This is a genomic window from Pseudomonas sp. LB3P14 (assembly GCF_054898045.1).
On record NZ_CM142714.1, the window covers coordinates 87291 to 105642 of the forward strand.

Below are 18352 nucleotides of genomic sequence, written 5' to 3' on the forward strand. Positions count from 1 at the left end.
CGTCATGGCACACACCCTTGCAGGCCATTCTCGTCCGGCGCGTTACGCCAATCTCAATCTGGATTCGGAGGCCGCCATCACCGCTCGCACGGAATTGGCAGCGTGCTTTCAACTGGCGGCTCTGCACGGTTTGGAGGAGGGCATCTGCAACCATTTTTCCGCCATGGTGCCGGGCCGTGATGATCTGTTTTTTGTGAACCCCTACGGTTATGCGTTCGCGGAGGTGACGGCGCAGAATCTGCTGGTCTGCGACTTTCACGGCAACGTCGTGGCCGGCGAAGGGCAACCGGAAGCGACCGCGTTCTATATCCACGCGCGACTGCATCAACAGCTGCCGAGGGTGAAAGTGGCGTTTCACACGCATATGCCACACGCCACGGCATTGTGCCTGCTGCAAGGCCCGCCGCTGTTGTGGCTGGGGCAGACGGCCTTGAAGTTCTACGGCCGTACGGCGGTGGACGAGGATTACAACGGTCTGGCGCTCGACGCTTCTGAAGGCGACCGGATTGCCAGCGTCATGGGCGATGCCGACATCCTGTTTTTGAAGAACCACGGGGTGATCGTCGCCGGACCCACCATCGCTGAAGCCTGGGATGATTTGTATTACCTTGAGCGTGCCGCCCAGGTGCAGTTGATGGCGATGGCGACCCAGCGCGAACTCAAGCCGGTGCCTCATGAGATTGCCCTGCGGGCGTATAAGCAAATGCGCCTGGGGGATGCAGAAAGTGCCCGGGCGCATTTGCGCAGTGCGATGCGGCGGCTAGCCCAAGGACATTTGCCCCCTTACCCCCCCGTAGACTAAGCTCACAAAAAATAAGGGTTTTGGGTCTTTGCCCATGCCTTACCCTTACAGGACGAGCTTTTGCCTATCCCTCTTTACGATCCGCACAACGCCACGGGCGTCACGTTGAAACGGTTACCGTTGCGCAAAGCAGCGGTGCTGTTTATTGCGGTCGTGTGCCTGAGCCTGTGCGGTTTGCTTTACCTGCAACTGGAGCAATCGCGCCGGCACGATCTGGCATTGGCGCAAGTGGCGTCATCAAACCTGACGCGGGCCATGGCACAGCAGGCTGAAGACACCTTCATGCAAGCCGATCTGGTGCTGACCAGCCTGGCGGACTGGATTCAGGCTGACGGTTTCGGCGCGCCTCAAAAGGCACGCTTGCAGAAGACGTTCGCCCGACGGGTGCAGGCGCTGAATCAATTGCACGGGATATTTCTGTTCGACCAGAAGGGGCAGTGGCTCGTTACCTCTTTCGAAAATCTGCCACGCGGACCGGGTGTGGCGGATCGCGAGTATTTCAAGTTCCACCAGCAGAACGTTTCGTCCCTGGCGCACATCGGGCCGGCGATTCGCAGTCGGGAAAATGGCGAGTGGATCATTCCGATATCCAAGCGTGTGAACGACAAGAATGGCAATTTCCAGGGCGTCTTGTTGGCCGGAATCAAGATGGCGTACTTCGATCAGTTCTTCAAAAGCTTCAGCATTGATGACAACGGTTCGATGTTTTTGGGGTTGACCGACGGAACGTTGCTGGCGCGACGGCCGTTTGTGGATTCGCTGATTGGCACATCACTGGCCAAGAGCGAGATCTTTGAAAAATGGCTGCCCAACGCGTCCTCCGGTAGCGCGATGTTCAGCTCGCTGGTCGATGGTGTTGTGCGGTTGTATGGCTACCGTCAGCTCGACACTTATCCGCTGGTAGTGTCCGCCGCCTCGTCCAGGGAATCGATTCTCAAGGATTGGTACGACACGGCGTTTCGTTCTTCGGTCATCGTTGCCCTGGTGGTGCTGGGCGTGGGGCTGTTCGGTTGGGTGTTCCTTTATCAGGTGCGCCTCGGCGAACGGGTCGAGGCGGATTTGCGCAAGGCGAAGGAAGCGCTGAAGCTGATCGCGACCCATGACAGCCTGACCGGCCTGGCCAATCGCCGGTTGTTCGAAGGGGCGCTGGACATCGAGTTCGGCCGTGGTGCCCGGCAGTCGAGTTCGCTGAGCCTGATCATGCTCGATATCGATTACTTCAAACCCTACAACGACGCTTACGGCCATGTGGCGGGGGACCATTGCCTGGCTGAAGTGGCGCGGGCGGTGAAGGGGTGCTGCCATCGAAAAGCCGATTTGGCGGTGCGTTACGGCGGTGAGGAGTTTGCGGTTTTGCTGCCCGACACTGACATTCACGGCGCGATGGTGATTGCCGAGCAGATCCGCCGCAGCGTCATGGACAAGAACATCATCCACAGCGGTTCACCCTCGGGCTTCGTGACGGTCAGTCTTGGCTGTTATTCGTTTGTGCCGACGGGGATGGACAGCATGGAAGTGTTTATCGAGCGAGCGGACGCGGCGCTGTATCAAGCCAAGCATTCGGGGCGAAACCGCTCGGCGGTGTTGTCGATGGAGGGCGGTGTCGAGGCACTGCTGCGTTCGGATCGTTGAGGTGAAGCTCGATGGTGTTTCACCCGCGCAACACCCCGGCCAGCCGGCTGTCCGCCTCTCAGATCCTCTTGAATTGATCGTCTAGAGTTGCGGTAGGTCTGCCAATTCCGGCAAGTCTCCCCTCCGCACGGGACGATCGCCAAAATGTTGATAACTCAAGCATTGACAGCCGTTGCTCTAGCCGTTGCAGTCTCCGCCATCTTTCCGCTTGCGAGCCACGCTCAATCGAAAGTCACAGCCGAAGAAGCTCACGCCATTGGCGTGGATGCCTACCTTTATTTTTACCCGCTGTTGACCATGGACATCACCCGCAAGCAATTCACCCACATCGAATCGGGCAAGGAATTCGGTAAAGGTCCGATGAATAGGTTTTTCAGCCTGCCGCAGTATCCACCCGCCGATTTCAAAGGTGTGGTGCGCTCGGACTTCGACACCGTGTATTCCATTGCCTGGCTGGATTTGACCAAAGAACCGCTGGTGATCGCCGCGCCCGATACGTCCGGGCGTTTTTACGTGCTGCCGATGCTCGACATGTTGACCGATGTGTTCGCTCCACCGGGCTGGCTCACCACGGGTACACAAGCGGGGCAGTTTCTGGTGACACCGCCGGACTGGACCGGGACGGTGCCTGCTGGACTGAACCATCTGCCGGCACCCACACTCTTTGTCTGGGTCATTGGCCGCACCGCCACCGACGGTGCTGCGGACTACGCGGCAGTGCACAAAATTCAGGCGGGCTACACCGTGACGCCGCTGTCCCGGCTGGGTAAAAGTCCCGAGCCGGCCAGCGTGAAAGTCGAGCCGACCGTGGACCTGAAGACCCCGCCAAAGATCCAGGTCGACACAATGTCGGTGGCCGACTACTTCGCCTACGCCGCCCAATTGCTCCAAATGCACCCTGCGCACATCACCGATCAACCGATCCTGGTGCAGATGAAGCGTATCGGTATCGAATCCGGTAAATCGTTCGACCTGGATGCGCTGGAGCCTGAAATCAAAGCGGCGCTTCAGACCGTGCCCGAAGACGCGCAGACGCTGATGACGTGGAAGGCTCCAACGCTCACGCGCGTGGTCAACGGCAGAAGGGTCGGTTCAACCTGATCATGCGTTTGTATGGGCTCAAGCCCGAGGTGTTGAACGGCAAGTGGAACCTGCCGGCGGTCACAAGCCGGTGTGTAGCACCCAACTGACAGCAGTCGTCATCGGCTGCCTCTACGCGTTCAGCTGCCTGTCCCGCCTCCGGCACCGCCCGTTCCTCCCCCCGCAGCACCCGTGCCACCACCCGCGCCAGAACCGCTGTTTCCACCATTGCCGCCATTACCACCGCTGGAAGGGTCCGATCCACTGCCGCCGTCAGCGCTGTGGCCGCCTGAAGGTTCGCCCGGGTTGTTGTTGTTGTTGTTGTTGTTGTTGTTGTTGTTGTTGTTGTTGGGCGCCATTGTCGAACCGCCGGTTGAGCCAGACTGGGTTCCGGTTGCGTCAGCGCCATCGCCGGAGGCTGCAAACGTGGCCATGGATGCGACGGACAGCACTCCAGCCAGCAACAGCAAGGTGAGTTTGATGATCATCATGGTGCGTCTCCAAAGATGAGTCGTTACCTGATGTTGGTGTGAAGCGCTGGGCGGTTGGTGCCGGTTGGTTGACGAGTGGCAGCGGCCGTCGATTGGCAAGGGTTGTGTTAACGGTTCTTCAATTGCGGCAATGACTTGCGTTATCCCGGCGTCAGGGCCCGGCATGGTGCTATGGTCAATGAACGTTCAGCAAGTGCCTTGGTAAAAAAGCATTGCGAGCGTCGCATCCCGATCAGGCAATCGATTGACAGGATCAAGTGCATGGAAATGACTGCCAATACCACCGTCGCCGCTCCCCGTCATACGCCGATAACCCGCAACCTGGTGATTGTCGTCGGCCTGCTGTTTGTTCTGGGTGTGCTGATCGCCTTGTTGGCCTTGTTCAACATTGCCGGACGGCTGGACGCCCAAGACCTGACCAAGACCACTTTCTACACCCAGCGTGCGCTGGAAAACCGCATCACCGCCTCGAAAAGCTACGTCGCCAGTTATGCAAACTGGACGACCGCCTACGACCATTTGAACGGTAAGGTCGATGTGCAATGGGCCTACGTCGAGCAGAACCTGGGCAAAACCTTGTTCAGCATCGATCACTACGATGGCGTCTTCGTCGTCGATCATCAGCAGACCAAATACGCCGTGGTGCGCGGGCTTCAGGTGCAAGAGGCGGCGACCACCTATCTTTCGGCATCGATGGCGACGCTGATACAGGCCGTCCAGCGTCAGGAAAGCCTCATTGATCCCGTCAGCCAGTTCACGCTGTTCGAGGGCAAACCGGCATTGCTGACGGCTGCCGCGATCGTCCCCAATGACGAAAGGCCGGCGGCCGATCCTCAAAGCACCTCGGTGCTGGTGTTCGTCGACCAGTTAAGCCCTGACAAGCTCAGCGCCCTGAGCACCGATTACGGTTTGCATGATTTAAACCTGGCGCCTGATGACGCCATCGCGCCCGGCAAGCCAGCCGTGGCATTGGCGGGCACCGGCTACAGCCTGGTTTCCCGACTTGAGCAACCGGGTCATCAATTGCTCTGGTCGCTGCTGCCGCCATTGGGCGGCGCGCTGTTGGTGTTGGCGTTGTTAACGGCTTATGTCTTCCGGTATGTCTTACGCACGTCCGGGCACGTGGATGCCAGCTACGCCAGCCTCGATTTATCGAATCAGGCGCTGGAGGCCAGTGAAGAACGATTTCGAGCAGTGGCTGAGGCCGCTTCCGACTGGATCTGGGAAATCGACGACAAGCATTGCATCTCTTATCTGTCAGGACGTTTTGCCACCGTCACCGGTTATTCCGATCAGCAATGGATAGGGCAAGACATCGGGCAACTGCTCAATTGCGAAACAATTCCCTTGTCGCTGTGGCTGCATAAGCTCAATGAAGAACAACCCGTCAGCCATTTGCGCTGCGCCTATCGCGATCAGTCGGGGCAACAGCGTATTTGCCGGGTTTCGGCGCGACCTATCCATCGCAAGGGTGCGGTACTGGGCTATCGCGGAACGGCCAGCAACATCACCGATGAAGTCGCCGCCCATGCCCAGATCCAGCATCTGTCGTTGCACGATGCCCTGACGGGGCTGCCGAATCGCAACAAACTGGCGCGTTTCCTCGACGAGACCCTGGCGCAGAAAGAGCATTCGGCGGCGCTGGCGCTGTTGATGATCGATCTGGATAATTTCAAGCCAATCAACGATTCCCTCGGCCACCCGGCCGGCGACGCCGTGCTGCTGGAAGTTGCCACCCGGTTGCGCGAGTGCACGCGGGACATTGATCTGGTCGCTCGGCTCGGTGGTGATGAGTTTGTGCTGGTGCTCAACGGCATGGACAGCCACGCCGAAATCGACCGGTTCTGCGAACGCTTGCTCGAGAGCCTGCACCAGCCGATTCATTACGAGCATCACACGCTGCACATTGGGGCGAGCATCGGTGTCGCCTTGAGTCGGCGTCAGGGCTACATCCCTAATGAGTTGATCCGGTGTGCCGACATTGCGCTGTATCAGGCTAAATCCGATGGCAAGAGGACCTGGAGCTACTTTGCGCCGCACATGAACGATCAGATCCAGCACCGCCGGCAACTGGAAAATGACCTGCGCCGGGCAATCAAGAACAACGAGTTCGTGATGCATTACCAGCCGCGCTACAACATGGGCGGCAAGCAGGTCGTCTCGGTGGAAGCGTTGCTGCGCTGGCAGCATCCGGAACAGGGGCTGCTGAGCCCCGACGCGTTTATCCCATTGGCCGAGCAGACTGACTTGATCGTGCCTTTGGGGCGGTGGGTATTGCGCGAAGCCTGTGAAACGGCCCTGACCTGGCCCGGTGCGTTGATGGTGTCGGTCAATTTGTCGCCGGTTCAATTTGCCCGCAGCGATGTGGTGGAGGACGTCAGGGAGGCGTTGATCCAGACCCGTTTACCGGCCAGTCGCCTGGAGCTGGAAATCACCGAAAACGTGATGCTCATCGATGTCGAGGGCGCGTTGGCGACCATGAATGCGCTCAAGGAGCTGGGCGTACGGTTGAACATGGACGACTTCGGCACCGGCTATTCGTCCCTGGGTTACCTGCGCACATACCCGTTCGACGGGATCAAGATCGACAAGCGTTTCATCTCGTCCATGAGCAGCGGCGGCAATGACCGCGCCGTGGTGCAGGCAATCATCAACTTGGGCAAGGCCATGGGCCTGACCGTGACGGCAGAAGGGGTCGAAACCCTGGAACAACTGGACTTCCTGATCTCGGATCAGTGCCATGAGGTGCAGGGATTCTATTTGAGTCGACCCATGGAGAAGCAGGCGTTGCTGCCATTGCTCAAGGCATCGCGGGACGAGTTTCCAGTGTAGGGGCGTGCCTTTAGTCGCCTTTCTCACTCGCGGTGGCAACTGCCGGGATGCACCCCGGTCACAACTGGATATCGACCCGCCATTGCGAGCGTGGAACATGAAGAACCTGAGAATCGCGACGTTCAACGTCAACGGCATGCGCGCCCGACTGCCGAACTTGCTGGCCTGGCTTGAGCGGGAGCAGCCGGACATTGCCTGTTTGCAGGAGCTCAAGTCGGTCGACAGTGCATTCCCCGCCGCCGAGCTTGAGGCTGCTGGCTACGGCGCGATCTGGCAAGGTCAGTCTTCGTGGAACGGGGTGGCGATTCTGGCGCGGGATGCACAGCCGCTGGAGAGTCGTCGAGGTCTGCCGGGCGATGACAGCGACACCCATAGCCGGTATCTGGAGGCCGCCGTGCACGGGATTCTGGTGGGCTGCCTGTACCTGCCCAATGGCAACCCGCAGCCGGGGCCGAAGTTTGATTACAAGCTGGCGTGGTTCGAACGGCTGATCCAATACGCGCAGACGCTGCAGGCCAGTGAGCATCCCGTGGTGCTGGCCGGTGACTACAACGTGGTGCCCACCGACCTGGATATTTACAACCCGCGATCCTGGCTGAAGGATGCGTTGCTGCAACCCGAAAGCCGCGAGTGTTATCAGCGCCTGTTGGCCCAGGGCTGGACCGACTCCTTGCGCCATCTGTATCCGGAGGATCGGCTCTATACGTTCTGGGATTATTTTCGCCAGCACTGGCAGAAAAACTCAGGCCTGCGTATCGATCATCTGTTGCTTAACCCGGCGCTGAGCCCTTATCTGCATGAGGCGGGAGTCGATGCCTGGGTTCGCAACGAGCCGCATGCCAGCGATCACGCGCCGACGTGGATTCGGTTGAGTTCGCGCAAGCGGCGTTGATCTTTACGTGTGCGGCGATTGGCTAAATCAATTGTCAGTCGAGCCGCTTTATCCCTTATACATGGCGCCCATCGGCCCAGAGATCCGAGGCCCCATGCATAAGGACAGAGCAATGAGCGAGCCACACCTGACGAACCGTGCGTTGTACTTGCAGCGTCTGGGCTTCGACGCGCCCCCGGCGCCGACTCTGGAAACCCTGCGCCAACTTCAACTGCGCCACACCGGCGCCTTCCCGTTCGAAAACCTCACCACGTTGTCGGGTCAGCCGGTGCTCATCGACCTGCCGTCCATTGAGCAAAAGGTCCTGCACGACGGTCGCGGCGGTTACTGCTACGAACTCAACAACCTGTTTCTGGTCTTGCTCCAGGAACTGGGTTTCGATGCTCGCGCCATCTCCGGCCGAGTGGTCATGGGCCAGCCCGAAGGCGCGTGGACCGCCCGTACGCACCGCTTGAGCCTGGTAACCCTGGACAGCGTGCGCTACATCACCGACGTCGGCTTCGGCGGCATGGTGCCCACTGCACCGCTGTTGCTCGATACCTCGGCTGAACAGCTCACACCTCACGAACCCTATCGCATCGAACAGCACCAGGATGGCTACACCCTCCGTGCCAACGTCGCCGGCGAATGGCGGGCGATGTACATTTTCGATTTACAGCGCCAGGAGGACATCGATTACGCCGTCGGCAATTGGTATGTCTCGACCCATCCCGAATCGTCTTTTGCCAGACAGTTGATGGTGGCGCGCACAGGGGAGGGATGGCGACGCACGCTCAATAACGGCAATTTTGCGATTCATCGTATCGGCAGTGAGACTGAACGGCGGCAAGTGGCGGATGTGGATGAGTTGATCGGGTTGCTGGAGCGTGAGTTCGGAATTCGGGTGCCGGTGCATGCCGGGTTGAAGCGGGTGTTTGAGGGGCTGATTGAATCAAGCTAGCTCAGCTTTAGTACCAAACCGCGGCACTCGGGCGTGAATCGCTCGACAGTGCTCATGAGGCAGGATCAAGACTCCATCACTCGATGGATTTCGCTGAGGACCTCTGAGAGTTTTTTCTCCAGACTGCGCAGTTCGCTGGCCGTAATCCCTTCTTTGAAATGTCCCGCGTTCGCAACAGCGGTGCACTGATCCGGCTCGGCTGTTTTGCCTTTATCGGTGAGCAAGGCCTGGCGCAAGGTGTTGTTGATCACCGTCTGATAGCCAAATCCCTCGCTCTCGGCCGTAGAGCGAGCAGCCTCTATGACGACATCATCCAGCATGATGGTAATTCGGGTTTTGCCTTTGCTGGAAGCAACTGCTCCGCGCTTGGCATTGCTGAAGTCGTATTCGTCTTTCATTGATCAAACCTCCGTATAGCGCCGGCGCTCGTTTTTGGTGGCGATGCGCGCAGAAATGATTCGAACGAAATTCGGATCGCGATAGGTGTACGCAACGACCAACAAACGACCTTTGGCATCCAGCCCCATGATGATCCACCGCTGCTCATCGTGATGGTTGTCTTGCAACGAGAGGGCTCTCCCGTCATAAAACACGGCCTCCGTTTCCGCGAGGCTGATCCCTTGATGCTTTAATTTGTTAGCTGCGTTCTTTGCCTTGTGATACTGAATCTCGAATGGCTTCATTATGCATACTTTATATGTATAAGCGAGAGGCGTCCGTGCCGGCGGTCGCTTGGAACTCCAAAGACTAGCGGGCGAGGAAGGAGGCAAAGAAAGGATGTATTTCATAAGTTTTTGGAGGGGGGAGACTGCGCAGGTAAAGGAGCGTGTGGACAGGTGTCCATAATCTGACTGATTAGTTGTATACAACTCTATAGACATTTGTCCTGACTCTTGCATACAGTGTGCGCACAACAAAAACCAGGGAACCCCCCAAACCATGAAAACGCCTCCTGTTTCACACCAACGGCCTGAGGACGAAAATCTCGGTGTCGGCGCGAATATGGCTTACGGCCTGCAACACGTTCTGACCATGTACGGCGGCATCGTCGCGGTGCCTTTGATCATCGGCCAGGCGGCCGGGCTCTCGCCGGCGGACATCGGTTTGTTGATTGCTGCTTCATTGTTTGCGGGTGGCTTGGCGACATTACTGCAAACGCTGGGTTTACCGTTTTTCGGCTGCCAATTGCCGCTGGTACAGGGCGTGTCTTTCTCTGGTGTCGCGACGATGGTGGCGATTGTCAGCAGTGGCGGGGAGGGCGGGTTTCAATCGATTCTCGGGGCGGTGATTGCCGCCTCCCTGATTGGTTTGCTGATCACGCCGGTGTTCTCACGCATTACCAGGTTTTTCCCGCCGTTGGTGACGGGCATCGTGATCACCACCATCGGCCTGACGCTGATGCCGGTAGCCGCACGCTGGGCCATGGGCGGCAACAGCCATGCCCCGGACTTCGGCAGCATGGCGAACATCGGTCTGGCGGCCGTGACGCTGGTGTTGGTGCTGCTGCTGAGCAAGATCGGCAGCGCGACCATCTCTCGTTTGTCGATCCTGTTGGCCATGGTCATCGGTACGGTGATCGCCGTGTTCCTCGGCATGGCAGACTTCTCGTCCGTCACCCAGGGCCCGATGTTCGGCTTCCCGACACCCTTCCATTTCGGCATGCCGACCTTCCACTTCGCCGCCATCCTGTCGATGTGCATCGTGGTGATCGTGACCCTGGTGGAAACCTCGGCCGACATCCTCGCGGTGGGTGAGATCATCGGCACCAAGGTCGACTCCAAACGCCTGGGCAACGGCCTGCGCGCCGACATGCTGTCGAGCATGATCGCGCCGATCTTCGGCTCCTTCACCCAAAGCGCCTTCGCCCAGAACGTCGGACTGGTGGCGGTGACCGGCATCAAGAGCCGCTTCGTGGTGGCTACCGGTGGTTTGTTTCTGGTGATCCTCGGCTTGCTGCCTTTTATGGGGCGGGTCATCGCCGCTGTACCGACTTCTGTTCTCGGCGGCGCCGGTATCGTGCTGTTCGGCACCGTGGCGGCCAGCGGTATTCGTACGCTGTCCAAGGTCGACTACCGCAACAACGTCAACCTGATCATCGTCGCCACCTCCATCGGCTTCGGCATGATCCCCATCGCTGCGCCGAACTTCTACGACCACTTCCCAAGCTGGTTCGCAACGATCTTCCACTCAGGCATCAGCTCCTCGGCGATCATGGCCATCGTGCTTAACCTGACCTTCAACCACCTCACTGCCGGTAACTCGGATCAGCAATCGGTGTTCGCGGCCGGTACTGAGCGCGTCCTGCGTTATCAGGATCTGGCAGCGTTGCGCGAAGGGGATTACTTCAGCGAAGGTAAACTGCGTGACTGCGACGGGAATGAGATTCCGGTGGTGGAAGCGACCCATGATTCGAGCGAGCATCGTGCGGCTCATGCCAAAAGCAGTGAGCATGTCTGACAGTTGTATTCGCTTAAAAGGCTGGTAGATCAAAAGATCGCAGCCTCGTTTCACTCGACAGCTCCTACAGTGGAACGCAATTCTCTGTAGGAGCTGTCGAGTGAAACGAGGCTGCGATCTTTTGGCCACAAAAAAGCCCCTGAACCTTTCGATTCAGGGGCTTTTCGATATTGCTGTCTGGCTCCACGACCTGGACTGGTTAAATGCCACCACGTCGGCGTGGGAAGGATTCTTGGCGAAGAGCTCAGGTAATTAACGACGACAAATCCTCGGGCTCGCTAATTCGCTTGGCGGACGAAGCTTAGCTGGGGCTGAGGGAGGGCGCTGGCTGATACCCCTCCAAAAAAACGGTCGGTTAAGGCCGTTAAGAGGGATGACACAGGTCACAGTTCTACCGTGTCTTTGAGGCAACGCGAGCATCTGAGTCGTCCCGCTGCCAACCGCCGCCCAATGCTTTGAACGTGGCCACTGCAGCGCGAGCCGATTCAGTTTGTGCCTGAGCTCTGCCATCAGATGCCGCTAAAAGGTGTTCATCGGCATCCAGTACTTCGATCAGGCTGACCACGCCTTTTTCATAGGCGACAAACGACGTCGCTCGGGCTTTCGCATACGCCGACTCGCCCTGGGCGAGTTGTGTCGATTGTTGCTCGCGGTTGATCAGCGCCGAAAAAGCGCTTTCAACATCTTCGCAGGCCCGCAGAACGGACTGGCGGTAAGCGGCTAAGGCTTCGGCTTCTTGGCCTTTCGCCAAATCAATTTGAGCGTTGATGCGGCCAAAATCGAACAGCCTCCAACGTAATCCCAGTGCCGCCGAAGCCTGACTGGCGCCGTTGCTGAACAGGTTTGCGCTGGATGCCGAGGTAGCACTGCCGAGCAGCGCCCCCACAGACAGTTTAGGGTAGTACTCGGACATGGCTTCGCCGATGCGTGCGTTGGATGCCGCAAGCCGGCGCTCAGCGACGATCAAGTCTGGACGCCGACGCAGCAGGTCGGCCGGAGCGCCCATGTCCGAGAGGCCTGGCACATCAGGGATGGGCGCCGGCTTAGTCAACTGCGCGCTATAAGTGCCGGGCGCCTTGCCCAACATGACATCCAGCGCATTCATTGCCGCGTCAATGCCTGCTTGCAGTACCGGAACGGTGGCCTGCGCTTGATTCAGCGCGCCTTGGGTCTGGTTCAACTGCAGTTCAGCCGCCAGGCCTTTTGCGTAGAGATGTTCGATGGTGGTGAGCAGTTGTTGTCGTGTGTCTACTTGCTGCCGGGCAATTTCCAGGCGTGCTTGCAGGCCACGGATGCTGATGTAAAGGTCGGCTGTTTGCGCGACCACTGCCAGGCGTGTGGCAATCGCCCCGGCTTGTGAGGCCTGATAATCGGCGAAGGCCGCCTCTTTGCTGCGGCGCAGCCCGCCAAACACATCCAACTCCCAGCCGGCATTCAAATTCGCCTCATAGGCACTGCCGTAGCGATTATAGGAAGGGGCTGAATTGAGCACTTGGCCCAACGGAGTTTCCAATGACTGTCGGGCTCGGGCCGCTTGACCGTTGACGGTGGCCGACGGCAGGAGGGCTGCGTTAGCGGCCCCCAAACCGGCGCGAGCCTGATCGATCCTTGCGCTTGCCTGGGCTAAATCGAGGTTCTGTTCAAGTGCTCGATTTATCAGCTGACTGAGTACCGGGTCATCAAATGCGTTCCACCAAGCGGCGAGATCGGCATTTGCGACGGCCACTTGTCGTGCCTTGGACGTTTGCGCCGAGAAATGCTCGGGCAATTCCACACTGGGTTCTGAGTAGTCGGGGCCCACTGCGCAACCTGCAACCATACCCAAACACAGTAAGACGGCGAAACGAGGAGGAGGGTGCATGCGATACCTGCGAAAGGGTCGGTTTGTGACGATATTACAATTTGGTCACAAGTTGTCAACCACCTTTGGGATGAGTAAGCTGCTAGCATGAATCAGCCATCAGTTTCTTCACCCAGCGCCCGTGGCCCAGCCGATCACGACATTCGAGACCAGATTGTTGCGGCGGCCAACGAGCATTTCAGTCAGTATGGTTATGGCAAAACAACGGTTTCTGACCTAGCCAAGGCCATCGGCTTTTCCAAGGCTTACATCTACAAATTCTTTGAATCCAAGCAGGCGATTGGTGAAGCAATCTGTACAAATTGCCTGACTGAAATCGTTGCGGCAGTGGAGCAGGCCATCAATGTAGACGGCATCTCGCCGACTGAGCGTTTTCGGCGCCTGGTCAAAACCTTAATCGCTACAGGTGTGAGCCTGTTCTTTAACGACCGTAAACTCTACGACATCGCAGCGTTCGCCGCGTCGGAGCGCTGGCCCAGCTCACAAGTCTATGACGCTCAGATCAAGAGTTTCGTGTTGCAAATCGTGCGTGAGGGGCGAGAGCTCGGCGAGTTTGAACGCAAGACACCGCTGGACGAGACGGTAGAGGCGATTCATCTCGCTCTGCGGCCCTTCATCAATCCTCTGCTATTGCAGTACAACCTCGATTTTATTGAAGAAGCCCCTTCTCTCATCTCCAATCTTGTTCTGCGCAGCCTGATGCCTTAAACCTCTGCTGACGGATGCGCTGCGCATCCGTATCAGCGTGTGCGACTGAAAAACTAGATATCAACCCTCTTTGCTTTGCTCTGATCAAGTGGGCGATGTCCATTCGTCTCGGTAGTGACTATTGACAGAATTGGTCACTTGAATAAGCATGGTGCATCCGCTACCGAGAGGTCTTTATGATCCAGCGCCACCGCCTGTCACTCATTTTCATTGTTTTGTTGCCGTTTGCCCTAGCGGCCTGCAACGAGGCCACGCCTGCCGATCCTCGCCTTCAAGTGCCCTTGGTGCGCATCGGCGTGGTTCAACCCTCCGCGCCTGCGGCACGGGTATTCACCGGTATCGTCGCGGCTCGAGTTCAGAGCGATCTCGGTTTTCGGGTGCCTGGGAAAGTCTTGGAGCGCTTGGTGGACTCTGGGCAGAGTGTCAAACGTGGGCAGCCACTCATGCGCATCGATGCCAACGACCTGACGCTGACCGCGAGGGCGCAGCAGGAAGCGGTGCTGGCCGCTACGGCCCGAGCCCGGCAGGCCTCCGATGATGAGCGTCGCTACCGTGATTTGGTGTCCGTCGGTGCGGTATCTGCCTCAGCTTACGCAGGGATCAAAGCGGCTGCCGACTCGGCGAAAGCTCAGCTAAACGCTGCCCAGGCTCAGGCTGATGTGGCGAAAAACGCGACCGGTTATTCGACGTTGCTGGCGGATGCTGATGGGGTTGTAGTGGATACCTTGGCGGAGCCGGGGCAGGTGGTTGGCGCAGGACAGATGGTGGTACGCGTTGCTCATTCAGGGCAGCGCGAGGCCGTGATCCAGTTACCCGAGACGCTACGTCCTGCGCTGGGCTCGGCGGCGACGGTTGAGCTCTACGGGCAGAACCAGCGTGCAGGCAGCGCCCGTTTACGTCAGCTGTCCGACTCTGCGGACCGACAGACCCGAACGTTTGAAGCGCGTTATGTGCTGGAGGGGGCGCTCTCCAACGCCACCCTGGGTTCGACGATCTCAGTGGTTATCGCTGACACGGATGTTGCTGATGCCAAGGAATTTCAGGTGCCCATGGGGGCCCTCTACGACGCGGGTAAAGGCCCGGGTGTCTGGGTGGTTGGGGGAGAACCGGAGCATGTGGTATGGCGCCCGATCAAGGTTCGCAGCCTGAATAACGAGGCCAGCGTGCGCGTGACGGGTGATCTCCAGGTGGGTGATCGTGTCGTCGCATTGGGTGCGCACCTATTGAATGAGGGAGAGAAGGTCAGGACTGAACTTGCCGGTGCCACGCAAAAAACGGTGGTGGAGGTGAGTCGATGAGCGGCTTCAATCTTTCGGCGCTGGCAGTACGCGAGCGCTCAATCACCCTGTTTTTGATCCTGCTGATTTCTGTGGGTGGGTTGTACGCGTTCTTCAAACTGGGGCGTGCGGAAGACCCCGCATTCACCATTAAACAAATGACGGTGGTCACCGCCTGGCCTGGAGCGACGGCCCAGGAGATCCAAGACCAGGTGGTAGAAAAGCTGGAAAAACGCATGCAGGAACTGCGTTGGTACGACCGGACCGAGACCTTTACCCGGCCCGGCTTGGCATTCACCACGGTTTATCTGCTCGATAGCACGCCGCCCTCAGCCGTCCAGGAGGAGTTTTACCAGGCGCGCAAGAAAATCCTGGATGAGCAGAAGGGGTTGCCGTCTGGGGTGATCGGCCCGATGGTCAATGATGAGTATTCCGATGTCACCTTCGCGCTCTATGCGCTCAAGGCCAAGGGCGAGCCGCAACGTCTGTTGGTGCGCGAAGCCGAGAGCTTGCGCCAGCGTCTGCTGCATGTGGCGGGTGTGAAGAAGGTCAACATCATCGGTGAACAGGCCGAGCGCATTTTTGTCGAGCTGTCCTACGAGCGTCTGGCGACACTGGGCATTTCCGCACGAGACATCTTCAGTGCGTTGAACACGCAGAACATGATAACGCCGGCCGGCTCAGTTGAAGCGAAGGGCCCACAGGTTTTCATCCGCCTGGATGGCGCGTTTGATGACCTGCAGAAGATTCGTAATACCCCACTGACGGTGCAGGGCAGAACCCTCAAGTTGTCCGATGTGGCTGAGGTCAAGCGCGGTTATGAGGACCCTGCGACGTTCCTGGTACGCAACAATGGCGAGCCCGCATTGTTGCTCGGCGTGGTCATGCGCGATGGCTGGAACGGTCTGGATCTGGGGAAGTCGCTGGAGGCCGAGGCGACAGCGATCAACGAGCAGATGCCTTTGGGCATGAGCCTGACCAAGGTCACGGATCAGGCTGTGAATATTGGCGCATCCGTCAACGAGTTCATGGTGAAGTTTTTTGCTGCCCTGGGCGTGGTGCTGCTGGTGTGTTTTCTCAGCATGGGCTGGCGTGTCGGCATTGTGGTTGCCGCGGCGGTGCCGCTGACCCTGGCGGCCGTGTTCATTGTCATGGCGGCCACGGGCAAAGACTTCGATCGAATTACCCTGGGCTCGTTGATTCTGGCGCTGGGACTGCTGGTGGACGATGCAATCATTGCCATAGAAATGATGGTGGTGAAGATGGAGGAGGGCTACGACCGAATCAAGGCCTCCGCTTATGCCTGGAGCCACACGGCCGCGCCGATGTTGTCGGGGACGTTGGTGACGGCGATCGGCTTTATGCCCAACGGTTTTGCCAAGTCGACCGCTGGTGAGTACACCGCAAATATGTTCTGGATCGTTGGCATTGCGCTGATCACTTCCTGGTTGGTGGCCGTGGTGTTTACACCTTACCTGGGCGTCAAACTGCTGCCGCAGATCAAGGTGCCTGAAGGCGGGCATACGGCGATTTACGGTACACCGAACTACCAGCGTTTCAGGCGCCTGCTGGGCGGTGTGATCCGCCGCAAAGGCCTGGTGGCTGCATCTGTCGTGGGCTTGTTTGTTGTTGCGATTCTGGGCATGGGCGTGGTCAAGAAGCAGTTCTTTCCAACGTCCGACCGGCCTGAGGTGCTGGTTGAGGTGCAGATGCCTTACGGCACGTCTATCGAGCAGACTGATGTGGCAGCGGCCAAAGTCGAGGCGTGGTTGGCTCAGCAGCCGGAGGCCAAGATCGTCACCGCTTACATTGGCCAGGGCGCGCCGCGCTTCTATTTGGCGATGGCCCCTGAGCTACCCGATCCATCCTTCGCAAAAATCGTCGTCCTGACGGCGAGTCAGCAAGAGCGCGAGGCGCTCAAGCTCCGCCTCAGGCAAGCCGCGGCCGATGGCTTGGCGCCTGAAGCCCGGGTGCGGGTGACGCAGTTGGTATTTGGTCCTTATTCACCGTATCCGGTGGCCTTTCGGGTGATGGGCGCCGACCCCGCGGTGTTGCGAGATATCGCCGCGCAGGTGCGTGAGGTCATGACCGCCAGCCCCATGATGAGGACCGTCAACACCGACTTGGGCGAGCGTGCGCCGGCACTTCATCTCACGCTGGATCAGGATCGCCTGCAAGCATTCGGCTTGACCTCGACCGATGTCGCGCAACAGCTCCAATTCCTGCTCACGGGGGTGCCTGTCACCGAGGTGCGTGAGGACATTCGTTCGGTTCAGGTGATCGCTCGCTCGGCGGGAGAGACGCGTCTGGATCCGTCGAAAATTGCCGCCTTCACGCTGACCGGCGCCCAAGGCCAGCGCGTTTCGCTGTCCCAGGTAGGGGCGGTGGATGTGCGCATGGAAGAGCCCATCCTGCGACGTCGTGATCGTACGCCGACGATAACTGTGCGCGGTGACGTGGCTGAAGGTCTTCAGCCTCCCGATGTCTCCAACGCCTTGATAACGCAGTTGCAGCCCATCATCGAAAAACTGCCGGCGGGCTACCGGATTGAGTTTGCCGGCTCGATCGAGGAGTCGGGCAAAGCGAACAAGGCATTGCTACCGTTGTTCCCGATCATGATCGCGCTGATGTTGCTGACCATCATTATTCAGGTGCGCTCGATGTCGGCAATGATGATGGTGTTCGCCACAGCGCCTTTGGGTCTGATTGGTGTGGTGCCAATTCTGCTGCTGTTCCAGCAACCGTTCGGGATCAACGCCTTGGTGGGACTGATTGCCTTGTCAGGGATTCTGATGCGCAACACGCTGATCCTCATCGGCCAGATTCACTCCAATGAGCAAGCCGGCCTGTCGCCTTACAACGCCGTGGTCGAAGCCACTGTGCAGCGAGCGAGGCCCGTGATTCTCACGGCGTTGGCGGCGATGTTGGCGTTCATTCCGCTGACCCATTCGGTGTTCTGGGGAACGCTGGCCTACACCCTGATTGGCGGTACGTTTGCCGGCACCGTGCTGACCCTGGTGTTCCTGCCAGCGATGTACGCCCTCTGGTTCAAGATCAAGCCAGAGCCCGCGCATGAGCTTGCAGCGAACACTCATGTTGCTTGATACCTGCGTGCCTGGATCGTCTCAAAAAGGAATATCGATATGAGCTCGTTGGCCCGGATTACTCAGCAGTTTGATCCCGCTGCGCCCTTCGTGGCTCCGGCCAACTGGCTCCAGGGAAGAACGGTGTTTGGCGGGCTATCTGCAGCCCTGTCATTGCAGACGGTGTTGCTTGAGACATGGCCGGATTTACCGCCATTCAAGTCCGCGCAGGTCTCATTTATAGGCCGATTCCAGTGGGTGGTTCAGGTGCGCAACCTGAGCGCTGTCTTATGAAGA

General features: G+C 58.7%; 14 protein-coding genes and 1 pseudogene. 11 read left to right on the forward strand and 4 right to left on the reverse strand.

What is annotated here, in order from left to right; all coding sequences use genetic code 11:
• Positions 1 to 4 precede the first annotated feature (4 nt).
• The 3 genes and pseudogenes from ACYZT5_RS00405 to ACYZT5_RS00415 form a co-directional block, all read left to right on the forward strand.
• Complete coding sequence (locus tag ACYZT5_RS00405; RefSeq protein WP_462049310.1) at positions 5 to 802, forward strand: aldolase; 798 nt, start codon at positions 5 to 7, stop codon at positions 800 to 802.
• 60 nt (positions 803 to 862) lie between these two features.
• Entirely contained in the window at positions 863 to 2434 is a 1572-nt protein-coding gene (locus ACYZT5_RS00410; RefSeq protein WP_462049311.1) for a sensor domain-containing diguanylate cyclase, read from the forward strand.
• Positions 2435 to 2578: 144 nt separating this feature from the next.
• Positions 2579 to 3514, forward strand: a pseudogene (locus ACYZT5_RS00415) (DUF1254 domain-containing protein); the annotation flags it as partial.
• Positions 3515 to 3654: 140 nt separating this feature from the next.
• Here the strand turns inward: ACYZT5_RS00415 and ACYZT5_RS00420 are convergent.
• The gene (locus ACYZT5_RS00420; RefSeq protein WP_462049312.1) at positions 3655 to 4005 is read right to left on the reverse strand and encodes a hypothetical protein; all 351 of its coding nucleotides are present in this window, start codon (positions 4003 to 4005) and stop codon (positions 3655 to 3657) included.
• 261 nt (positions 4006 to 4266) lie between these two features.
• Between ACYZT5_RS00420 and ACYZT5_RS00425 the strand changes: the two genes are divergently transcribed.
• The 3 genes from ACYZT5_RS00425 to ACYZT5_RS00435 all read left to right on the forward strand — a co-directional run bounded on the left by ACYZT5_RS00425 (position 4267) and on the right by ACYZT5_RS00435 (position 8669).
• A complete protein-coding gene (locus ACYZT5_RS00425; RefSeq protein ID WP_462049313.1) occupies positions 4267 to 6837 on the forward strand; it encodes a bifunctional diguanylate cyclase/phosphodiesterase in 2571 nt (856 codons plus the stop codon).
• Between the two features lie 97 nt (positions 6838 to 6934).
• A complete protein-coding gene (locus ACYZT5_RS00430) occupies positions 6935 to 7729 on the forward strand; it encodes an exodeoxyribonuclease III (RefSeq protein ID WP_462052357.1) in 795 nt (264 codons plus the stop codon).
• Positions 7730 to 7841: 112 nt separating this feature from the next.
• Positions 7842 to 8669, forward strand: a complete 828-nt coding sequence (locus ACYZT5_RS00435; RefSeq protein ID WP_462049314.1) for an arylamine N-acetyltransferase family protein — start codon at positions 7842 to 7844, stop codon at positions 8667 to 8669.
• A 65-nt stretch (positions 8670 to 8734) separates the two neighbouring features.
• On the opposite strand, the gene ACYZT5_RS00440 is transcribed toward ACYZT5_RS00435, so the two are convergent.
• Entirely contained in the window at positions 8735 to 9067 is a 333-nt protein-coding gene (locus tag ACYZT5_RS00440) for a BrnA antitoxin family protein (RefSeq protein ID WP_462049315.1), read from the reverse strand.
• Between the two features lie 3 nt (positions 9068 to 9070).
• On the reverse strand, positions 9071 to 9352 hold the full coding sequence (locus ACYZT5_RS00445) for a BrnT family toxin (protein WP_462049316.1): 282 nt from the start codon (positions 9350 to 9352) through the stop codon (positions 9071 to 9073).
• A gap of 256 nt (positions 9353 to 9608) precedes the next feature.
• Between ACYZT5_RS00445 and ACYZT5_RS00450 the strand changes: the two genes are divergently transcribed.
• Positions 9609 to 11126: a nucleobase:cation symporter-2 family protein gene (locus ACYZT5_RS00450; RefSeq protein ID WP_462049317.1), complete on the forward strand. Its 1518-nt coding sequence runs from the start codon at positions 9609 to 9611 to the stop codon at positions 11124 to 11126.
• A 391-nt stretch (positions 11127 to 11517) separates the two neighbouring features.
• Here the strand turns inward: ACYZT5_RS00450 and ACYZT5_RS00455 are convergent, their stop codons facing one another.
• Complete coding sequence (locus ACYZT5_RS00455) at positions 11518 to 12987, reverse strand: efflux transporter outer membrane subunit (protein ID WP_462049318.1); 1470 nt, start codon at positions 12985 to 12987, stop codon at positions 11518 to 11520.
• Between the two features lie 87 nt (positions 12988 to 13074).
• On the opposite strand from ACYZT5_RS00455, the gene ACYZT5_RS00460 reads away from it, so the two are divergent.
• The 4 genes from ACYZT5_RS00460 (at position 13075) to ACYZT5_RS00475 (ending at position 18349) form a co-directional block, all read left to right on the forward strand.
• Positions 13075 to 13695 (forward strand): TetR/AcrR family transcriptional regulator, encoded by a 621-nt coding sequence (locus ACYZT5_RS00460; RefSeq protein ID WP_462049319.1) that lies wholly within the window; start codon positions 13075 to 13077, stop codon positions 13693 to 13695.
• 176 nt (positions 13696 to 13871) lie between these two features.
• Positions 13872 to 14993 carry an efflux RND transporter periplasmic adaptor subunit gene (locus ACYZT5_RS00465; protein WP_462049320.1) on the forward strand — a complete coding sequence of 374 codons (1122 nt, stop codon included), beginning with the start codon at positions 13872 to 13874 and terminating at the stop codon, positions 14991 to 14993.
• Positions 14990 to 18076 carry an efflux RND transporter permease subunit gene (locus ACYZT5_RS00470; protein WP_462049321.1) on the forward strand — a complete coding sequence of 1029 codons (3087 nt, stop codon included), beginning with the start codon at positions 14990 to 14992 and terminating at the stop codon, positions 18074 to 18076. The genes ACYZT5_RS00465 and ACYZT5_RS00470 overlap by 4 nt, the downstream gene beginning before the upstream one ends.
• Positions 18077 to 18115: 39 nt before the next feature.
• Positions 18116 to 18349 (forward strand): hypothetical protein, encoded by a 234-nt coding sequence (locus tag ACYZT5_RS00475; RefSeq protein ID WP_462049322.1) that lies wholly within the window; start codon positions 18116 to 18118, stop codon positions 18347 to 18349.
• Positions 18350 to 18352: the final 3 nt, after the last annotated feature.